The organism is Polaromonas sp. LjRoot131 (genome assembly GCF_964252805.1).
Taxonomy (GTDB): Bacteria; Pseudomonadota; Gammaproteobacteria; order Burkholderiales; family Burkholderiaceae_C; genus Polaromonas.
Window position 1 is genome coordinate 417161 of the sequence record NZ_CAXUPF020000001.1, and the last position, 16801, is coordinate 433961.

Annotated in this window: 15 protein-coding genes; 6 read left to right on the forward strand and 9 right to left on the reverse strand. The window is 65.4% G+C overall.

Features of this window, described 5'->3' with window-relative positions; all coding sequences use genetic code 11:
- Position 1 precedes the first annotated feature (1 nt).
- The 6 genes from ACSQ27_RS01990 to ACSQ27_RS02015 form a co-directional block, all read right to left on the reverse strand.
- Positions 2-973, reverse strand: coding sequence for a glycosyltransferase family 2 protein (locus ACSQ27_RS01990; protein ID WP_436153807.1), 972 nt, complete (start codon positions 971-973; stop codon positions 2-4).
- A 4-nt stretch (positions 974-977) separates the two neighbouring features.
- Positions 978-2477, reverse strand: a complete 1500-nt coding sequence (locus tag ACSQ27_RS01995; protein ID WP_436153808.1) for an O-antigen ligase family protein — start codon at positions 2475-2477, stop codon at positions 978-980.
- 11 nt (positions 2478-2488) lie between these two features.
- The gene (locus tag ACSQ27_RS02000; protein WP_436153809.1) at positions 2489-4015 is read right to left on the reverse strand and encodes a lipopolysaccharide biosynthesis protein; all 1527 of its coding nucleotides are present in this window, start codon (positions 4013-4015) and stop codon (positions 2489-2491) included.
- A gap of 2 nt (positions 4016-4017) precedes the next feature.
- Complete coding sequence (locus ACSQ27_RS02005) at positions 4018-4353, reverse strand: hypothetical protein (protein ID WP_436153810.1); 336 nt, start codon at positions 4351-4353, stop codon at positions 4018-4020.
- Between the two features lie 145 nt (positions 4354-4498).
- Positions 4499-5614 carry a UDP-glucose 4-epimerase GalE gene (galE, locus tag ACSQ27_RS02010; protein WP_436153811.1) on the reverse strand — a complete coding sequence of 372 codons (1116 nt, stop codon included), beginning with the start codon at positions 5612-5614 and terminating at the stop codon, positions 4499-4501.
- 458 nt (positions 5615-6072) lie between these two features.
- Complete coding sequence (locus ACSQ27_RS02015) at positions 6073-7104, reverse strand: saccharopine dehydrogenase family protein (protein ID WP_436153812.1); 1032 nt, start codon at positions 7102-7104, stop codon at positions 6073-6075.
- Between the two features lie 219 nt (positions 7105-7323).
- Between ACSQ27_RS02015 and ACSQ27_RS02020 the strand changes: the two genes are divergently transcribed.
- On the forward strand, positions 7324-7935 hold the full coding sequence (locus tag ACSQ27_RS02020; protein ID WP_436153813.1) for a TetR/AcrR family transcriptional regulator: 612 nt from the start codon (positions 7324-7326) through the stop codon (positions 7933-7935).
- Between the two features lie 67 nt (positions 7936-8002).
- Here ACSQ27_RS02020 and ACSQ27_RS02025 read toward each other — a convergent pair whose 3' ends face one another.
- Complete coding sequence (locus ACSQ27_RS02025; protein WP_436153814.1) at positions 8003-9688, reverse strand: electron transfer flavoprotein-ubiquinone oxidoreductase; 1686 nt, start codon at positions 9686-9688, stop codon at positions 8003-8005.
- Between the two features lie 125 nt (positions 9689-9813).
- Between ACSQ27_RS02025 and ACSQ27_RS02030 the strand changes: the two genes are divergently transcribed.
- From ACSQ27_RS02030 to ACSQ27_RS02045, 4 genes are read left to right on the forward strand one after another with little or no spacing between them, the layout of a single operon-like run.
- Positions 9814-10596 (forward strand): SDR family oxidoreductase, encoded by a 783-nt coding sequence (locus ACSQ27_RS02030; protein ID WP_436153815.1) that lies wholly within the window; start codon positions 9814-9816, stop codon positions 10594-10596.
- 41 nt (positions 10597-10637) lie between these two features.
- Positions 10638-11288 carry a LysE family translocator gene (locus ACSQ27_RS02035; protein ID WP_436153816.1) on the forward strand — a complete coding sequence of 217 codons (651 nt, stop codon included), beginning with the start codon at positions 10638-10640 and terminating at the stop codon, positions 11286-11288.
- A 3-nt stretch (positions 11289-11291) separates the two neighbouring features.
- Positions 11292-12194, forward strand: coding sequence for a DMT family transporter (locus ACSQ27_RS02040; RefSeq protein ID WP_436153817.1), 903 nt, complete (start codon positions 11292-11294; stop codon positions 12192-12194).
- Between the two features lie 14 nt (positions 12195-12208).
- Entirely contained in the window at positions 12209-12628 is a 420-nt protein-coding gene (locus ACSQ27_RS02045; RefSeq protein WP_436153818.1) for an acyl-CoA thioesterase, read from the forward strand.
- A gap of 52 nt (positions 12629-12680) precedes the next feature.
- Here the strand turns inward: ACSQ27_RS02045 and ACSQ27_RS02050 are convergent, their stop codons facing one another.
- Both ACSQ27_RS02050 and ACSQ27_RS02055 read right to left on the reverse strand, forming a co-directional pair.
- Complete coding sequence (locus ACSQ27_RS02050; RefSeq protein WP_436153819.1) at positions 12681-13592, reverse strand: metal-dependent hydrolase; 912 nt, start codon at positions 13590-13592, stop codon at positions 12681-12683.
- Positions 13593-13630: 38 nt separating this feature from the next.
- Positions 13631-14254 carry a peroxidase-related enzyme gene (locus ACSQ27_RS02055; protein ID WP_436153820.1) on the reverse strand — a complete coding sequence of 208 codons (624 nt, stop codon included), beginning with the start codon at positions 14252-14254 and terminating at the stop codon, positions 13631-13633.
- Between the two features lie 242 nt (positions 14255-14496).
- Between ACSQ27_RS02055 and katG the strand changes: the two genes are divergently transcribed.
- The gene (gene katG, locus ACSQ27_RS02060) at positions 14497-16707 is read left to right on the forward strand and encodes a catalase/peroxidase HPI (protein ID WP_436153821.1); all 2211 of its coding nucleotides are present in this window, start codon (positions 14497-14499) and stop codon (positions 16705-16707) included.
- Positions 16708-16801 lie beyond the last annotated feature (94 nt).

Here is a 16801-nt window from a genome sequence, read left to right on the forward strand (position 1 = left end):
TTTATCCTGCCTCGGCGGGGCTGGCTGGATGGACGGTGCGGCGCACGCGCCAGCGCTGCCAATTCCTGACCAGCGGGCCCGGCATGAAGAGCGCCATGGCAGCCGTCAGCCACCAGCGCTTTCCACCGGCGGCGCGGCGCGCCTTGATCAGCCAGGCCCAGCCTTCGCGACGATTGCCGGCGGCCAGCGCCTGCCGCGCCAGCGTGAGCTGGTACTGGGCCACCAGCCACAGTGCCGAACCGCGCCGCGCGGGCGGCATGGCGCCGGAAAGCGCGCGCTGCTCCATGCGCTCGAGAAAAGGCGGCATGGCCAGCGGCGCATGCCCACTGCTGAGGCTGCCTTCCACGGCGAGCCGGTAAGCCATGAGCGGCGTGTGGGCCAGCGCCACCGGCGCCTGCTCGGCCAGGCGGAACCACAGATCCACGTCTTCGCCATGCGATTCACCGGGAGGAAAGCAGGGCTGCATCCCCAGCAGCCGTGTGCGCCGTACCGAAACGGCGCTGGTGCACAGCGTGGGCGAGGCCATCCAGCGCCGCGGCAGGTCGGTGACGACTTCAATGTCCGGGCTGCCTTCCATGACGGGCCAGCGCGGCGGCCACATGTCCAGGGTGTCGGGCACCGGCAGGTAGTCGGTGGCCACGGTGTCGGCCTGGGGGCAGCGCGCCTGTGTCCACACCAGCGTGGCGAGGTAGTCCGGGTGGTGCCAGTCGTCGGCGTCGAGAAACGCCACCCACTCGCCGCGCGCCAGCGCGATGCCGTGGTTGCGGGCCATCGAGACGCCGGCGTTGGCCTGGCGCACCAGGCGCACGCGCGGGTCGGTGATGAAACTCACGAGCTCCGCGCCGCCGTCGGTGGAGCCGTCGTCCACCACGATCACCTCAAAATCGGTGAAGGTCTGCGCGAGCACCGACTCTAGCGTGCCGCTGATGTAAGGCGCCTTGTTGTAAAGCGGGATGACGATGGAAAATTTCATGGCTTCATCGGTGCAGCCGCGCGGCGGCCAAGGGAGGTTGGGGGGCTCTGGGGCCCGGGGGAAAAGCCGATGCGGCGCGCGGCACCGGCGGCGTGTTCGCCGGCCGGCGTTTGCGCTCGCGGGCTTCGCGCACGGCGGCGGCCAGCGTCATCAGCAGCAGTACGTGGGCAATCAATTCAGGGCCGTAGCCGAAGAGCAGCAGCGGCACCTCGCTGATGGCGCGCAGCACCAGCGCCACAAACAGCGCCAGCGTGAGGCCGCCGCTGGCGCGGGCGTAGCGGATCGACAGCACCAGCAGCACCAGCGCGTACAGCACCAGTGCAGCAGCGCCCACCGTTCCCGAGCGCGACAGCGTGTCCATGAACTGGTTGTGCGCGTGGGTCGCGTTGGGCATGCCGATGGCTTCGCGGAAGGTCGCGTCCCACAAGGTCGGCCCATAACCGAAGACCGGGCTGCGCTGCCATTCGTCATAGGCGATGGCCCAGATCTGGTCGCGTCCCGTCATGGACGCCAGCTGCGCGCCCTGGGCGCTGTCAAAGAAACTGCTCAAGCGGGCATCGATGTCGCCGAACATCAGCAGGGCGGCAAAGCCCACGACGGCGGCCATGAATACCAGCAGCGAGACGATGCCGAACTCCGGCCGCACCGGGTCGCCCACGCGGCGCATGAAGCTGGGCCCCTGGCGCACGATGAGAATGCAGGCGGAGCACAGCGTGAAGGAAATCCACGCCGTCTTGGATTGCGCGAGGAACAGCACGAACAGGCCCATGACCCAGGCCAGGCGGTTGAGCCACACGCGCTGCAGGGGGCGCGCGAGAAGGCATAGCAGGCCCAGTTGCGCCAGCATGCCCAGCGACACGGCATGCGGTGCCAGGCCCGCCAGGCGCGGCACGCCCGGCAGCAGGCCCTGGGTGTAAGAGGCATCCAGCACCAGGCTGGGCTTGAAGGGAATCAGCAACAGGCCTGCGGCGATGAAAAGCAGCAGGGCATTGCGCGCAGCACTGAACGCAAGGTCGCGTTCAGTGGCGGTTGCCAGCACGGCCGCGAAGCCTATGACCAGCGGGTACACGTAGTCGTGCGACAGATGCGGGTGCGCGCCCAACAGGGCCGGCGCGGCCACGGTGCCCAGCCAGAAGAGCAGGAAGGCCACCAGCAGCGCGGAGGGCGCCTGCGCGGACTTGTCGCGGCGTATCCAGTGCGTGATGACGCGCTCGCCGGCCAGCGTGAGCAGCAGCAGCGAGGCGATGGGCTGCATCAGCGACACCAGCGGATGGCGCACGAACACGGCCACTTCGTCGAACTTCATGTTGCTGCTCGAGAGGTCGCGGCCCGAAAGCAGGTTGGCCATGGCCACCATCAGCAGGATGGCGTAGAAGATGAAGTGCATGTAACCCTGCGCCCGGCGCGAGGTCACGTGGACCGCGCCCGCCATGCCCAGCGCGGCGACGAGCGCCGCCAGGATGGCGCCGGCGACGAGGACTGAAATGACGATGGGCTGGTCCATGGTGAGCGGCCTTAAGGATGCTGTTCGCCCAGGGACGCAGGCATGGCGGAGTCGGCCCCGGGGCGGCGCAGGAACTTCGCGGCACCGGGCAGGAAGCGGATCACCATGTCGGAGGCGTCCGGGCCCAGTACTTGCGGGCGCAGCAGCAGCAGCAGCGCCGGCAGCACACCGGCCGCGAGTGCGCCGGCGGCCAGAGACAGCAAGGGGATGCCGAATTTCGCGACCACATGTTGCCCGGCCAGCGCGCCGCCCGCGCAGAGCGCACTCAGCAGCAGGCCGCGCCAGGCGTGCGGCAGCAGGGCGCCGGCGGGAAGGCCCAGCGCGCGAAAGGCCGCGGTGGCTATGACGGCCGCGCGCAGCACCAGCAGCCCGCCCGCCACGGCCGCGGCGATATGGATGCCCTGGCCGGCCAGCAGGTAAAAGCCCAGCGCGCCGGCGACGACCAGCGGCAGCTGCAGCATGAACTCAAAGTGTTTGCGCCCGGTATTCCACAGCACCGGCGTCGACAGGCCCCAGATGACGTAAGCCGGCATGCACAGGAACAACGCGCCCAGCACCCAGGCCGCGTCGCTCCAGGCCGGCCCGTAGAGCACGCGCACGATGTCGCGCGAAATAACCGCCAGGGTCACAAAGGCCGGCAGGCCCAGCACCACGATGGTGGCCAGCATCTGCAGGTAGGCGCGGCCAAGCCGCGGCAAGTCGTTTTGCAGGCGCGCGCCGGCCGCCAGGAAAGCCGGCTGCAGCGCGCCCAGCAGCAAGGTGTTGGGCATGGTGGCCAGGTTGTAGGCGACGTTGTAGAGACCCAGCGCTTGCGCATTGAGCAGGCGCCCGATCAGCACGCGGTCCAGGTTGTTGAGCACCCAGTTGACGATGTTGGTGAAGAACACCGTGTGCCCGGTGCCCACGGCCGAGCGCGCATCGGCATACCAGAACAGCGGGCGTATCGCGTGGGGCTTGAGCGCATAGCTGGCCACCAGCTGCACCGCCACTTGGACGAGCCAGGCCGCCACCAGCGAGGCTTCGCCCTGGCCCATCAGCGCCATCGGCAGGCCCACCGCGATATAACCCGCCGCGTAGCTGCCCACCTGTACCATGCCCACGGCGCGGAAGTTGAGGTCGCGCTGCAGCAGGTAGGTGGCCGGCTGCGCGGCTGCGCCCAGCAGGCAGGCGAGCGACAGCCATTCAATGACGGCCAGTGCGCGCGGTTCGCGGAAATAAAGGGCCAGCAAGGGCGCCAGCAGGTAGACGGCCAGTGTTGTCACCAGGCCCACGATGAGCTGCCAGGTCCAGGCAAAGCGCACGTCTTCGTCGCTGAGCGTTTCGCGTTGCAGCAGGCTCCAGCTGAAACCGAAGCCGGACACAAAGGTGGCAAAGGTCAGCACCACCATGCCGATGGCGAACACACCGAAGATGTCCGGGCCCAGCGTGCGGGCCAGGACGACCTGGGCCATCAACTGCAGCGCGAAGCGGGCGACCGTGGACGCCGCACTCCATTTGACCGCCGCGACGCCGGGCCGGCCGAGTCCGCTCACGCTCACGCTCAATGCCTTCCCGCCTTGAAGCGCCGCACGGCGATCACGCCCATCAGCGCCAGCGTGGCCAGCAGCATGCCGTAAGAGCGCCAGCCGGACTCGCCGGCCTCCGGCCCATCATCGGCCGCGAAGGCCTGCGGCGGGTTGGGGCGTATGTCTGGGCTGTAGACGGCGCGGACCTTGACCGAGTCGGCGCCGGCCTGCAGTTTCATGTGCGTGCTTTTGGCGGCGCTTGCCTTGGCGGCGAGCGGCTGCGGCGGCGGCTGGTCGGAAGAGTCGGAGTAGGCCGATGCTGAAGCCATGCAGGTGGCCAGCAAAGCGGCGGTAATGAGGGCTTTAGGCATGAATTTCTCCTCTGTCAAAGCAGGAGATGAGTTTGTTGTGCAGTGCAGCAATCGGCAATAGTCCGAATGGCTCATGGCCCGGTTTGTGCTGGTGAAAGCAGATGTGTTTTGTGTGCATGGAGTACCTGTTCTGCGCCGCGGCGTATTACACGCTGACCGCTGGGCGGATGGGCCCGTTCGGGCTATTGCGCACAGGCGCCGGGGCATGCATGGCGGGGCTGCCGGAAGGCAAGGTCCGGTAGCCGTCGGGGTTGCGTTGCTGCCAGTGCCAGGAATCGCGGCACATGTCGTCGATGCTGCACGTGGCGCGCCAGCCCAGCAGCTTGCGGGCCAGCGACACGTCGGCAAAATACTGCGCCACGTCGCCCGCGCGCCGCGGCGCGAATTCAAACGGGATGGGCCGGCCGCTGGCGCGCTCAAAGGCGCGCACCACGCCCAGCACGCTGGTGCCTTCACCGGTGCCCAGGTTCACGGTGAAGCTCTCGCCCTTGGCCAGCAGGGCCTGCACGGCGGCCACGTGGCCGGCGGCCAGGTCGGACACGTGCAGGTAGTCGCGCACGCCGGTGCCGTCGGGCGTCGGGTAGTCGCTGCCGAAGACTTGCAGGCGCGCGCGTTTTCCCACGGCCACCTGGGTCACAAAAGGCATCAGGTTGTTGGGAATGCCGTTCGGGTCTTCGCCGATCAGGCCGCTGGGATGCGCACCCACCGGGTTGAAGTAGCGCAGCACGCCGGTGCGCCAGGAGGGGTCCGACGCGCGCAGCGAAGCCAGGATGTTTTCACACATGAGTTTGCTCTGCGCGTAGGGGCTCTCGGGTGCGCAGGGAAAGCGCTCGTCAATCGGCACGCTGGCCGGGTCTCCATAGACCGTGGCGCTCGAGGAAAACACCACAGAGCGGCATGCCGGGGTGGCGGCCATGGCCTCCAGCAGGCTGAGCAGGCCGCTCACGTTGTTGCGGTAGTACATCAGGGGCTGCTGCACGCTTTCGCCGACCGCCTTGAAGCCTGCGAAGTGCACGGCGGCGACACAGTGATGGCGCCGCAGCACATCGGCCACGAAGGCGGTGTCCAGCACATTGCCTTTTTCGCAGGGCACGCGCTGGCCCGTGAGTTGCTCAAGGCGCTCCAGCACCGCGGGGTGGCTGTTCGAAAAATCGTCGAGGATGACCGGTTGGTAACCGGCCTCCACCAGGGCCACAAAAGTGTGGCTTCCGATATAACCTGCGCCGCCGGTCAGCAGCACGCTGGGGGTGTTTTTTGTCATTGGATCAACGAATAAGAAGCTGCAGGGCAGCGGGTGGATGCGCCAAAAAAACGCTGGCACATGGCGGCTGGCCGCCGGTGAATTGGCGCGGCCGCATCCGCAACTGCACAATCCCAGTGTCTTTGTGGCGAGGGTGGAAGGCGTGTCAGCGTAAGCCGCAAGCGCGCGTCGGATGCCGGGACGCAGGCCTTAAAGCGTGTCGAATCGTTCGGTAAGCACTTGTGAATGGCGCGCGCAAATCGCCGGTGGACGGGGGCGTATGCCGTGCGCTCGCTGAAGTGCGCGCCTTGTCGCGCCGACAGAAAGTCACAAAGGTTTCCAGGCTTTGTGCCGCGTATCTGTGGCTTGCACGCGACTGAAAGACGAAGGCCGCATGCGGGATGCGGCCTTTGGAAAATCGTGCGGGCTCTTCCGGCTTCTTCTGCTTTGGCGGAAAGCCGGAAGAAGACCTGTCAGACCTATTGCATCTCGAGAGAAAGATGCGTGGGGCACAGCGATGCCAGGAAGTCCCGCGCATCGAAGGCTTCACCCGCGGTCAGGACACCGGTGCTTGTGACCTGGCCGCCGAGGACACGCGCCATGGCCTCGACCACCAGGGGTGCGGTGAAGCCGTAGATGTCCCGTCCGCGGGCGATGGCGCGGCGTTCCTCGCCGCCACGGCGCGCGAGCACTTCGACCATAAAGGTTTGCGGCGACAGCCCGCTGTCGTCACTGGCCACGGGCGCCTGCGGGTTCGGGTCGGTCAGGTCCCTGACGGCCGTGGCCGTCATGTAGGAACGTATCTCGGGCACCTTGAGGTGGCGCGAGATCGTCACCGTGTCCGCCATGGTGAATTCCGCGACGACCGGTTGTTTTCCCAGCGGCTCGGAAAAGGTCCATTCAGCGGTCGGTGCTGCTGCTGTGGTGTAGCCGATTTTTCCGTTCGCGAAAACGACCCGGCGGCCGTCCCGGCGCTGTTTTGACACCTGCCCGGCGACCAGGGTCCCCGGCGTCGGGCGCCAGCTGTCAAGCCCGTAGGCTATGGAGATTTCATCCGCTGAAGTCCAGTCGCCCATGGCCGCGGTTGCCAGCAGGTCACCGAGGCCGCCGTAGAAGGCCATCGCGTGCACGACGACGATGCCGGCTTCACGTGCGCGATCCGCGAAGAGGGTGAAGGTGTCGATGTTGGCTTCGATTTCCGCCGCGACGTCCAGGTAGGGAATCCGCGCGCGCATGGCCGCTTCAATCAGTGGGGCTGAAGTGCTGGCAAAGGGGCCGGCGCAGTTGATGACGGCTGCCGCGCCCGCCAGTGCGCGGTCTAGCGAAGCCTGATCATCAACCGATGCGGGGCGCACCTCAAGCCTGGGGTGATCCGCCGCAAAGGCGTTCAGCTTCACCGCATCGCGTCCGGAGAGGATGGGCGTCCAGCCGCGCCGGCGTAATTCTGAAACCACGAAACGCCCGGTGTGTCCATAGGCGCCGTAGACGGCCACTGTCTTGTTGGATGTCATCACGAATTCCCCTTGTTGAAGTTGTTGTCAAAAACGCTACAGATCTGTATCGTTTTGGATAATGTAAAGTACAGATCTGTAGCGTGTCAAGCGGAGCCGTCCAAAAAATCCCTCCTGGCGTTGTTGCGCCGCCTTGCCGTGCTGGTGCACTGTCTGCGGCGACGCGCCTAGCCAGGACCGCTTCGCTGGGTTTTGTGAACGGCTCTTAAAGGAAATATCGTGAAAAAAAGTCTTTCGGTAGCCAATAAAGTGGGTAACGAACAGAGTGGTCTGAGCGTGCGCGACCGTGTGCTGGAGACGGCGGCAACGCTGTTCTACCGGGAGGGCGTCAGGGCTGTCGGCGTCGACCTGGTGGTCGAGCGCTCCGGCGTCGCCAAGACCAGCTTGTACCGGCACTTCGCAACCAAGGATGATCTTGTGGTGGCATTTCTCGAGCGCGAGGACGCCGAATACTGGGAGGACTGGGACCGCGTCGCGGCGAAGGAGCCGGAGGACGCCGAGGCGGAACTGAAGGCGCATCTGCGCTGGATCGCCGAGCACATCGCCGCACCCAAATACCGCGGCTGCCCCTTCCTCAATGTAGCGACCGAGTTCCCGGAACCAAGCCATCCCGCCCGCGCGGTTTCCATGCGCAACAAGACGGAACTGCTGCGCCGCCTGGCCGTGATGGCAAAAAAGATGGGGGTTCGCAAGCCCGACGATCTGGCCAGCCAGTTGGTGCTGCTGATCGACGGCGCTTATATGAACGGCCCGCTGCTCGGCAAGAAGGGGCCGGCGAACTCACTTGTTGCGGCGGGACAGGCCTTGATGGCTGCCGCGCCGCGCCGCTGATATCCGGAGCAAAAAAAAAGCCCTTCTCAAGTTGAGAAGGGCTTTTCGATGAAGCGCTCCGGTTGGTTTACATGCCCGCGTAGTTGGGCCCGCCGCCGCCTTCGGGCGTAACCCAGACGATGTTTTGCGTCGGATCCTTGATGTCACAGGTCTTGCAGTGCACGCAGTTCTGCGCATTGATCTGCAGGCGGTCGGAGTTGTCGGGGTTCTTCACGAACTCGTAGACGCCGGCCGGGCAGTAGCGGCTTTCCGGGCCGGCGTATTTGGCCAGGTTGATGTTGACCGGCACGCTCGCGTCCTTGAGCGTCAGGTGCGCGGGCTGGTGTTCTTCGTGGTTGGTGTTGGACACAAAGACCGAACTCAGGCGATCGAAGGTGATCTTGTTGTCGGGCTTGGGGTACACGATGGGCGTGCACTCGGCGGCCGGCTTGAGTTTGGCGTAGTCGGGAATGCTGTTGTGGATGGTCCAGGGCGGGCTCTTGAAGCCCAGCTTGGGCAGCAGCCAATGTTCGATGCCGGTCATGAAGGCGCCGACGTAAAGTCCCTTCTTGAACCAGGACTTGAAGTTGCGCGACTGGTCGAGTTCCGCGGCGAGCCAGCTCTTGGCATAGGCCTCGGGGTAGGCGGCCAGTTCGTCGTGCTGGCGGCCGGTGGTGACGGCGTCATAGGCGGCTTCTGCGGCCAGCATGCCGGACTTGATGGCCGCGTGGCTGCCCTTGATACGGGCCGCATTGAGGTAGCCGGCTTCGCAGCCGATCAGCGCGCCGCCCGGGAACACGGTCTTGGGCAGGCTCAGCGCGCCGCCCGCGGTGATGGCACGCGCGCCGTAGCTGATGCGTTTGCCGCCTTCAAGGTACTGCTTGATGCTGGGGTGGGTCTTCCAGCGCTGCATTTCTTCAAATGGGCTCAGGTAGGGGTTGCTGTAATCCAGGCCGGTGACCATGCCCAGCGTGACCTTGTTGTCCTCAAGGTGGTACATGAAACCGCCGCCGTAGGTCTGGCTGTCCATGGGCCAGCCGGCGGTGTGGATGACCAGGCCCGGCTTGTGTTTGGCCGGGTCGATTTCCCACAGCTCTTTGACGCCGAGCGCGTAGCCTTGCGGGTCCCGGCCTTCGTCAAGCTTGAAGCGGTTGATCAGCTGGCGGCCCAGGTGGCCGCGCGCACCTTCGGCGAACACGGTGTACTTGCCGTGCAGTTCCATGCCGAGCTGGAAGTTGTCGGTGGGCTGGCCGTCCTTGCCGATGCCGAGGTTGCCGGTGGCCACGCCCTTGACCGAGCCGTCCTCGTTGTAGAGCACTTCGGCGGCCGCGAAGCCCGGGAAGATTTCAACGCCCAGCGCCTCGGCCTGCTGCGCCAGCCAGCGCACCACATTGCCCAGGCTGATGACGTAGTTGCCTTCGTTGTGAAAGCAGTCGGGTACAAAAAAGTCGGGCGTCTTGATGGTGCCTTTCTCGGTCAGGAAAAGCACCTCGTCAGCGGTGACGGGCTGGTTCAGCGGCGCGCCCTGGGCTTTCCAGTCGGGCAGCAGTTCGGTCAGCGCCTTCGGATCCATCACCGCGCCCGAGAGGATGTGGGCGCCGGGCTCGGAGCCCTTTTCGAGCACCACGACGGAAATGTCCTTGCCTTTTTCGGCCGCGAGCTGCTTGAGCCGAATGGCGGTGGCCAGGCCGCCGGGGCCGCCGCCCACCACGACCACGTCGTATTCCATCGCCTCACGGGGGCCGAACTGGGCCAGAATTTCTTGGGTATTCATCGGGGACTCGCTGATAATGATTTTCAGGAAGGATTGTCGGTCTCGCGTTGGATTTTATGTCGCGAATGCCGCGATGCGAACGGTCGTTCTCTTTTGTGCGGTTTAAATTGAGAGAGGAGCCTCTAATGGCTTACAGCATTGATTTGTCGGGGCGTGTCGCCCTCGTGACCGGCGCCTCGGGCGGGCTGGGTGCCCAGTTCGCCAAAACGCTGAGCCGCGCCGGTGCGGCGGTGGTGCTGGCCAGCCGCAGGCTGGACAAACTCAAGGACCTGCGCGCGCAGATCGAGGCGGCCGGCGGCGACGCGCACGTGGTCGAACTCGACGTGACCGACCACGCCAGCATCAAGGCCGGCGTGGCCCATGCCGAAACCGAAGTCGGCCCCATCGACATCCTGGTCAACAACTCGGGCGTGAGCAATACGCAGCGCATCCAGGACGTGGATGAGGAAGACTACGACTTCGTCTTCAACACCAATGTGAAGGGCGCCTTCTTCGTGGCGCAGGAGGTCGGCAAGCGCATGCTGGCCCGTTCGCGCGGCGCCGGGCCCGGCAACTATGCCGGCGGGCGCATCATCAACATCGCCTCCATGGCCGGGCTGCGTGTGCTGCCGCAGATCGGCGTGTACTGCATGAGCAAGGCCGCCGTGGTGCAGATGACCAAAGCCATGGCGCTGGAGTGGGGCAAGTTCGGCATCAACGTCAACGCAATCTGCCCCGGCTATATTGACACCGAGATCAACCACCACCACTGGGAGACCGAACAGGGCAAGAAGCTGGTGCAGATGCTGCCGCGCAAGCGCATCGGCAAGCCGCAGGACCTGGACGCGCTGCTGGTGATGCTGGCGAGCGGTGAGAGTCATTTCCTGAACGGCGCAGTGATTGCGGCTGACGACGGCTTTGGCGTCTGAATCGATTCACAACATCAATCAATTCGCGGAGAGAGAAGAACATGATGGATTCCGTCGTCCCCTACCTCGGCCCCATAGGCCTGATCTTCCTGGCCTTGCTCGCGGGCGTTGTCAGCCCCGGCCCCAGCTTTGTGCAGGTCGCGCGCATCGCGGTCTCGCGTTCGCGCGCCGACGGGCTGGCCGCCGCGCTGGGCATGGGACTGGGCGCGCTGGTGTTTGCCGCACTGGCGCTGGCCGGGCTGCAGGCGCTGCTGGCCGCCTTGCCCGGTGTCTACACCGCGCTCAAGGTCGTCGGCGGCCTGTACCTGATGTGGATCGCCTTCAACATCTGGCGCGGCGCGCGCCAGCCGCTGGAGATGGGCGGCGGCGACACGGGCGCCGGGCGTCGCACGGTGCTGCAATCGTTTCGCCAGGGGCTGGTGACGCAGCTGAGCAATCCCAAGATCGTGGTGGTCTACAGCAGCGTCTTCGCGGCGCTGCTGCCCGCGCAGTTTCCCCTGGCCGCGGCCATGGTGGTGCTGGCCGGCGTGCTCGTGATGGAGACCGGCTGGTATGCCGTGGTGGCGGTGGTGCTGTCTTCGTCGGTGCCGCGCGCCGCTTATTTGCGCAGCAAGGCCGTGGTGGACCGCACGGCCGCCGGCGCCATGGGCTTGCTCGGGCTGCGCCTGGTGGCCACCGCGCACACCGCCTGATAGATGCTGACGGGCATTCTGGCCGGGCTCGCGGCGGGCGCGCTGTGGGGCCTGGTGTTTGTGGCGCCGCGCATGCTCGAAATGGGCGCGGGTGCTTATTCCTCGATTGACCTGACAGCCGGGCGCTTCGCCGTCTACGGCGTGCTGGCCGCGGCGGTGATGCTGGTGGGCCTGCGTAGCCGCCGCCTGCCCACGCTGCGGCAAGCCTGGGCCGCACTGGTCATGAGCATCCTCGGCTTCAGCGGCTACTACCTGCTGCTGGTGCTGGCCATACGCGACGCGGGCACCGAAGTGCCTTCGCTCATTATCGGCACCATCCCGATCTGGGTCATGCTGCTGGGCAAGCCGCAGGGCCTGCGCTGGGCCGCGCTGCTGCCGGGGTTGGCGCTCACGCTGGCCGGGCTGGCGATCATGATGGGCTCCACCCACGAAGCCGGGCAGGGCACGGCTGCGCATTTCTGGCGCGGCATGCTCTTCGTGACGGCTTCGCTGGTGTGCTGGACGGCTTTCGCCATCCTCAACTCCGCCTGGCTCAAGCGCCACCCTGAAGTCAACGCCACCGACTGGGCCAACTGGCTGGGCGTGGCCACCGGCCTGGGCGCGCTGCTGATGTGGGGCGTGGCGGGCTCGGACGCCGGTGTGCTGGCCGGGCGTGAAGACCGATGGATGTTTGTGCTGTTGTGCGTGGTCGCGGGCGTGGGCTCGACCTGGCTGGCCACCATTCTCTGGAACATGGCCAGCCAGCGGCTCAGCGCCAGCCTGTGCGGGCAGCTCATCGTCAGCGAAACGATTTTTGCGCTGCTGTATTCCTTTGCCTGGGACGGCCGCTGGCCCACCCTGGTGCAGCTCACCGCCTGCGTGCTGTTCACGCTGGGTATTCTTGCCTCCATACGGGCGCACCGCTAGGTGCGATGGCCATCATGAAGATTGAAATCCCCGAGAAGAAAAAACTGGTCCATGAGATGGTCATCCCGATTCGCTGGGGTGACATGGACGCCATGGGCCACCTCAACAACGGCAGCTACTTCCGTTACCTGGAAACCATACGCATAGACTGGATGTACGGCATCGGCTGCAAACCCGATCCCTTGGGCGAAGGTCCCGTCATCGTTAACGCCTTCTGCAACTTCTACAAACAGCTCGAATACCCGGGCGACGTGCTGATGAAGATGTATGTCAGCGACCCGGGCCGCAGCACCTTTGAAAGCTGGGCCACCATGGAACGCAGCGATGCGCCGGGCGTGATCTGCGCCGCAGGCGGCGCCACCACCATCTGGGTGGATTTTCCGGCGCAGAAGTCGAGGCCGCTGCCGGACTGGATGCGCAAGATCGTCGAGTAGGACCGCCAAAAGACTTCTTACTCCTTCTCCCAGGGGAAGAGGGGGAAAACAGTCAACGCACAACGCGAAAACTTTCCTCATTCTCTTTAAGCCAGCGCTGGGCCAGGGTTCGCGTCTGCTGCCCGGGCTCCGCAAACGCTTCCTGGTCCGGGTGGAAGTCGCGCCTCAAGTAGGCCAGCAGCGGGCCGATGGCGTACCACATCGCACCCTTGCGGCCCCAGAAGAATTTGAGTGCGCTCCACCAGGTGCCGGGCTTGAACAGTGTGCCGTCGTGCCAGAGGTTGAGCACCGTCTGCCGTCCTGAATCGAAGCTGAACACCAGCACTGCGTAGATATACCAGCGTATGCGCCAGGCATAGTTGCCCCGCAGCGCCTGGTAAAGGTCGTAGGCCACGGCGCGGTGCTCGGTTTCCTCGGCCGCGTGCCAGCGCCAGAGCGTCTGCATTCTCGGGTCGGCGCTGTCCAGCGTGTCGTTGTGGCGCAGCAGGTAGTCAGCCAGCACGGCGGTGAGGTGTTCGTACGCTGCCGTCACCGCGAGGAAGTGAATGGGCTGCGCACCTCTTTTTTCCGCGTAGGCTATGCGCGCCGTGGCCCAGTGCTGCCAATGGTTGACCAGGCCCTGCGTTTCCAGGTGTGCGTTGTAGAGCGCGTGGATGTGGCGGTGCGTGGCCTCCTGGCCTATGAACTGCGCCGTGGCTTCGTGCAGCAGGGCATGCTCGGGCGTCTGGGGCAGCTGCTTCGCGCAGTCGCGCACCGCGTCGATGAAGGATTGCTCTCCGACCGGAAAGCTCATCGACAAGGCGTTGTGGTACTGGCTCAGGAAGGCGTCGCCGCCATACCAGTGGCGGTCAAAGCCCTGGCCCAGGTCGATCTCGAGTTTGCGCACGGTCAGGCCGGAGGGGCTGGCCGATGCGGGATTGGGCACGGCAGGGGCGACGGGGGAAGCGGTGGCGGTCGAAGTCATGAAATCCTGTTCCAAATCAAACCCTGCACAAATGATTCTCAGGCCGGCTTGGGCGGCTTGGGCACGCGGCCCATCAGGTAGAACTCGGGGTTCGGCTGCATGTCGCTGAAGCTGGCCATGCGGTTCGAGAGCCCGAAGAAAGCCGTGATCGCCGCGATGTCCCAGGCGTCTTCGTCATCAAAGCCGTGGCCGTACAGCGCCTCGAAGTCGGCGTCCTCAATCCGGTCGGCCTGCAGGCAGACCTTCATCGCGAAGTCCAGCATGGCGCGCTGGCGCGGCGTGATGTCGGCCTTGCGGTAGTTGACCGCCACCTGGTCTGCGACCAGCGGTTTCTTTTCATAAATCCGCAGGATGGCCCCATGCGCCACCACGCAGTACAGGCAGTTGTTGGCCGCGCTGGTGGTGGTGACGATCATCTCGCGTTCGCCCTTGGTCAGCGTGCCGCTGGGGTTGGAACCTTCTTCCTTGAGCATCAGCGCATCGTGGTACGCGAAGAAGGCGCGCCACTCGGCGGGGCGGCGCGCCAGTGCCAGGAAGACATTGGGCACAAAGCCGGCTTTTTCCTGCACTTCCAGGATTTTGGCCTGGATGTCCTGCGGCAGGTCTTTCAGTTCGGGCGCGGGGTAACGGGGTGCCGCGCCGGAGGTTTTGGGGCTGGTCATCAGGGTCTCCTTCAAGGGCTTTATAAGTGGCTCGGCTTCAAGCGTAAAGCAAGGGGGCCGCTTCGGTCACGCGGGAGCCGGGGAGGATGTGTAATTAATAAAAACTATGAGATAAATATTTTTAATTGCCTTTGATTATTTTGCTGCGAAACCTAGACTGTGCTTCACAGGCCACGCGCCTGGCAAGCCCAAGCCCTCCAAGCCCTTACACGGCACCACTTATTCATAGAAGGTAACCCATCATGGCTGATCACAACACGCAAAGCGAGGCCTCCTGCCCATTCTCGGGCGGTGCCCGCAAACACGCACTGGCCGGCGCTGCAACCAATGCCGCCTGGTGGCCCAACCAGCTCAACCTCAAAATCCTTCACCAGAACTCCCCGCTGTCCGACCCTATGGGCCAGGCGTTCAACTACGCCGAGGAGTTCAAGACCCTGGACCTGCATGCCGTCGTCAAGGACCTCCATGCGCTGATGACGGACTCGCAAGACTGGTGGCCCGCGGACTATGGCCATTACGGCCCGTTTTTCATCCGCATGGCCTGGCACAGCGCGGGCACTTACCGCATCGCCGATGGCCGCGGCGGCGCGGGTTCCGGCACGCAGCGCTTCGCGCCGCTGAACAGCTGGCCCGACAACGGAAACCTCGACAAGGCGCGCCGCCTGTTGTGGCCGATCAAGCAGAAGTACGGCCGGAAAATCTCCTGGGCCGACCTGATGGTCCTGGCCGGCACCGTGGCCATGGACTCGATGGGCTTGAAGACTTTCGGTTTTGCCGGCGGGCGCCCCGACGTCTGGGAGCCGGAAGAGATTTACTGGGGACCTGAATCCGAGTGGATGGGCGACAAGCGCTACAGCGGCGACCGTGAACTCGAAAACCCCCTGGGCGCGGTCCAGATGGGCCTGATCTACGTGAACCCCGAGGGCCCGAACGGCAAGCCGGACCCGCTGGGCTCGGCACGCGACATCCGCGAGACCTTCGCCCGCATGGCCATGAACGACGAGGAGACCGTTGCGCTGACCGCCGGCGGGCACACCTTCGGCAAAGCCCATGGCGCTGCCAATCCGGGCGAGCATGTCGGCCCCGAGCCCGAGGGCGGCGGCATCGAGGACCAGGGCTTCGGCTGGATCAACAAGTTCGGCGGCGGCCATGGCGTCCACACCATCACCAGCGGCATCGAAGGGGCCTGGACCAAGAACCCCACCAAGTGGGACAACGGCTACTTCGAGAACCTGTTCGGCTACGAGTGGGAGCTGACCAAGAGTCCGGCCGGCGCGCACCAGTGGAAGCCCAAGGACCCGGCTGCCGCGACCACCGTGCCCGATGCCCACGACCCCGCACTGCGCCATGCCCCGATGATGACCACGGCCGACATGGCCATGCGCATGGACCCGGCCTACGAGAAGATCTCGCGGCGCTTCATGGCCAACCCGCAGGAGTTCGCGGATGCCTTCGCCCGAGCCTGGTACAAGCTGACGCACCGCGACATGGGCCCGGCCGCGCGCTACCTGGGCCCGCTGGTGCCGAAGGAAGAACTGATCTGGCAGGACCCGCTTCCCGCTGTCGACCACCCGCTGGTCAATGAGCAGGACGTCGCGGCCCTCAAGGCCATGGTCCTGGCCTCCGGGCTCTCCGTCTCCCAGCTCGTCACCACGGCCTGGGCGTCCGCCGCGACCTTCCGCGGCAGCGATAAGCGCGGCGGCGCGAACGGAGCGCGCATCCGCCTTGCGCCGCAAAAGGACTGGGAGGCCAACCAGCCGGCGGAGCTGGCGAAAGTCCTGAAAGTGCTGGAGTCCATCCAGGCCGGTTTTAATGGCGCGCAGTCCGGCGGCAAGAAGGTGTCGCTGGCCGACCTGATCGTTCTCGGCGGCTGCGCGGCCGTCGAGGCGGCCGCCAAAAAGGCCGGCCACGACGTGAAAGTGCCTTTTTCGCCGGGCCGCACCGACGCCTCGCAGGAACAGACCGATGCGGCGTCGTTCGCCGTGCTGGAGCCGACGGCGGACGGCTTTCGCAACTACGGCCGCAAGGGGCAGGAACAGCGTGCCGCCGAGCAGTTGGTCGATCGCGCCAACCTGATGACGCTGACCGCCCCCGAGATGACGGTGCTGGTCGGCGGCATGCGCGCCCTGAATGCCAACACCGGGCAGGCCCAACAGGGTGTGTTCACCAAACGGCCCGGCACATTGAGCAACGACTTCTTCGTGAACCTGCTCGACATGCGCACCAAGTGGCAAAAGTCGGCCGAATCCGAAGGCGTGCTCGAGGGGCGTGACCGGACCACAGGCAAGCTCAAGTGGACGGCGACGGTGACCGACCTCGTCTTTGGCTCGAACTCCCAGTTGCGCGCCATCGCTGAAGTTTATGGCTGCAGCGATTCGCAGCAGGTGTTTGTGCGCGATTTTGTCGCCGCCTGGACCAAGGTCATGAACCTGGACCGTTACGACCTGGCCTGAACGCAGCTAGTCCCAGCCCGCTCCGGTGAAAGCCTGGGCGGGCTTTTTTGTTTTCCACTACGCTTGGGCTTTGAGAATTTTTTCCAAGGAGCTC

Bases quoted from the DNA above. Each gene is read 5' to 3' on its own strand.
- ACSQ27_RS01990 (WP_436153807.1), bottom strand. From the start codon at position 973: ATGAAATTTTCCATCGTCATCCCGCTTTACAACAAGGCGCCTTACATC.
- ACSQ27_RS01995 (WP_436153808.1), bottom strand. From the start codon at position 2,477: ATGGACCAGCCCATCGTCATTTCAGTCCTCGTCGCCGGCGCCATCCTG.
- ACSQ27_RS02005 (WP_436153810.1), bottom strand. From the start codon at position 4,353: ATGCCTAAAGCCCTCATTACCGCCGCTTTGCTGGCCACCTGCATGGCT.
- galE (WP_436153811.1), bottom strand. From the start codon at position 5,614: ATGACAAAAAACACCCCCAGCGTGCTGCTGACCGGCGGCGCAGGTTAT.
- ACSQ27_RS02015 (WP_436153812.1), bottom strand. From the start codon at position 7,104: ATGACATCCAACAAGACAGTGGCCGTCTACGGCGCCTATGGACACACC.
- ACSQ27_RS02025 (WP_436153814.1), bottom strand. From the start codon at position 9,688: ATGAATACCCAAGAAATTCTGGCCCAGTTCGGCCCCCGTGAGGCGATG.
- ACSQ27_RS02030 (WP_436153815.1), top strand. From the start codon at position 9,814: ATGGCTTACAGCATTGATTTGTCGGGGCGTGTCGCCCTCGTGACCGGC.
- ACSQ27_RS02035 (WP_436153816.1), top strand. From the start codon at position 10,638: ATGATGGATTCCGTCGTCCCCTACCTCGGCCCCATAGGCCTGATCTTC.
- ACSQ27_RS02040 (WP_436153817.1), top strand. From the start codon at position 11,292: ATGCTGACGGGCATTCTGGCCGGGCTCGCGGCGGGCGCGCTGTGGGGC.
- ACSQ27_RS02045 (WP_436153818.1), top strand. From the start codon at position 12,209: ATGAAGATTGAAATCCCCGAGAAGAAAAAACTGGTCCATGAGATGGTC.
- ACSQ27_RS02050 (WP_436153819.1), bottom strand. From the start codon at position 13,592: ATGACTTCGACCGCCACCGCTTCCCCCGTCGCCCCTGCCGTGCCCAAT.
- ACSQ27_RS02055 (WP_436153820.1), bottom strand. From the start codon at position 14,254: ATGACCAGCCCCAAAACCTCCGGCGCGGCACCCCGTTACCCCGCGCCC.
- katG (WP_436153821.1), top strand. From the start codon at position 14,497: ATGGCTGATCACAACACGCAAAGCGAGGCCTCCTGCCCATTCTCGGGC.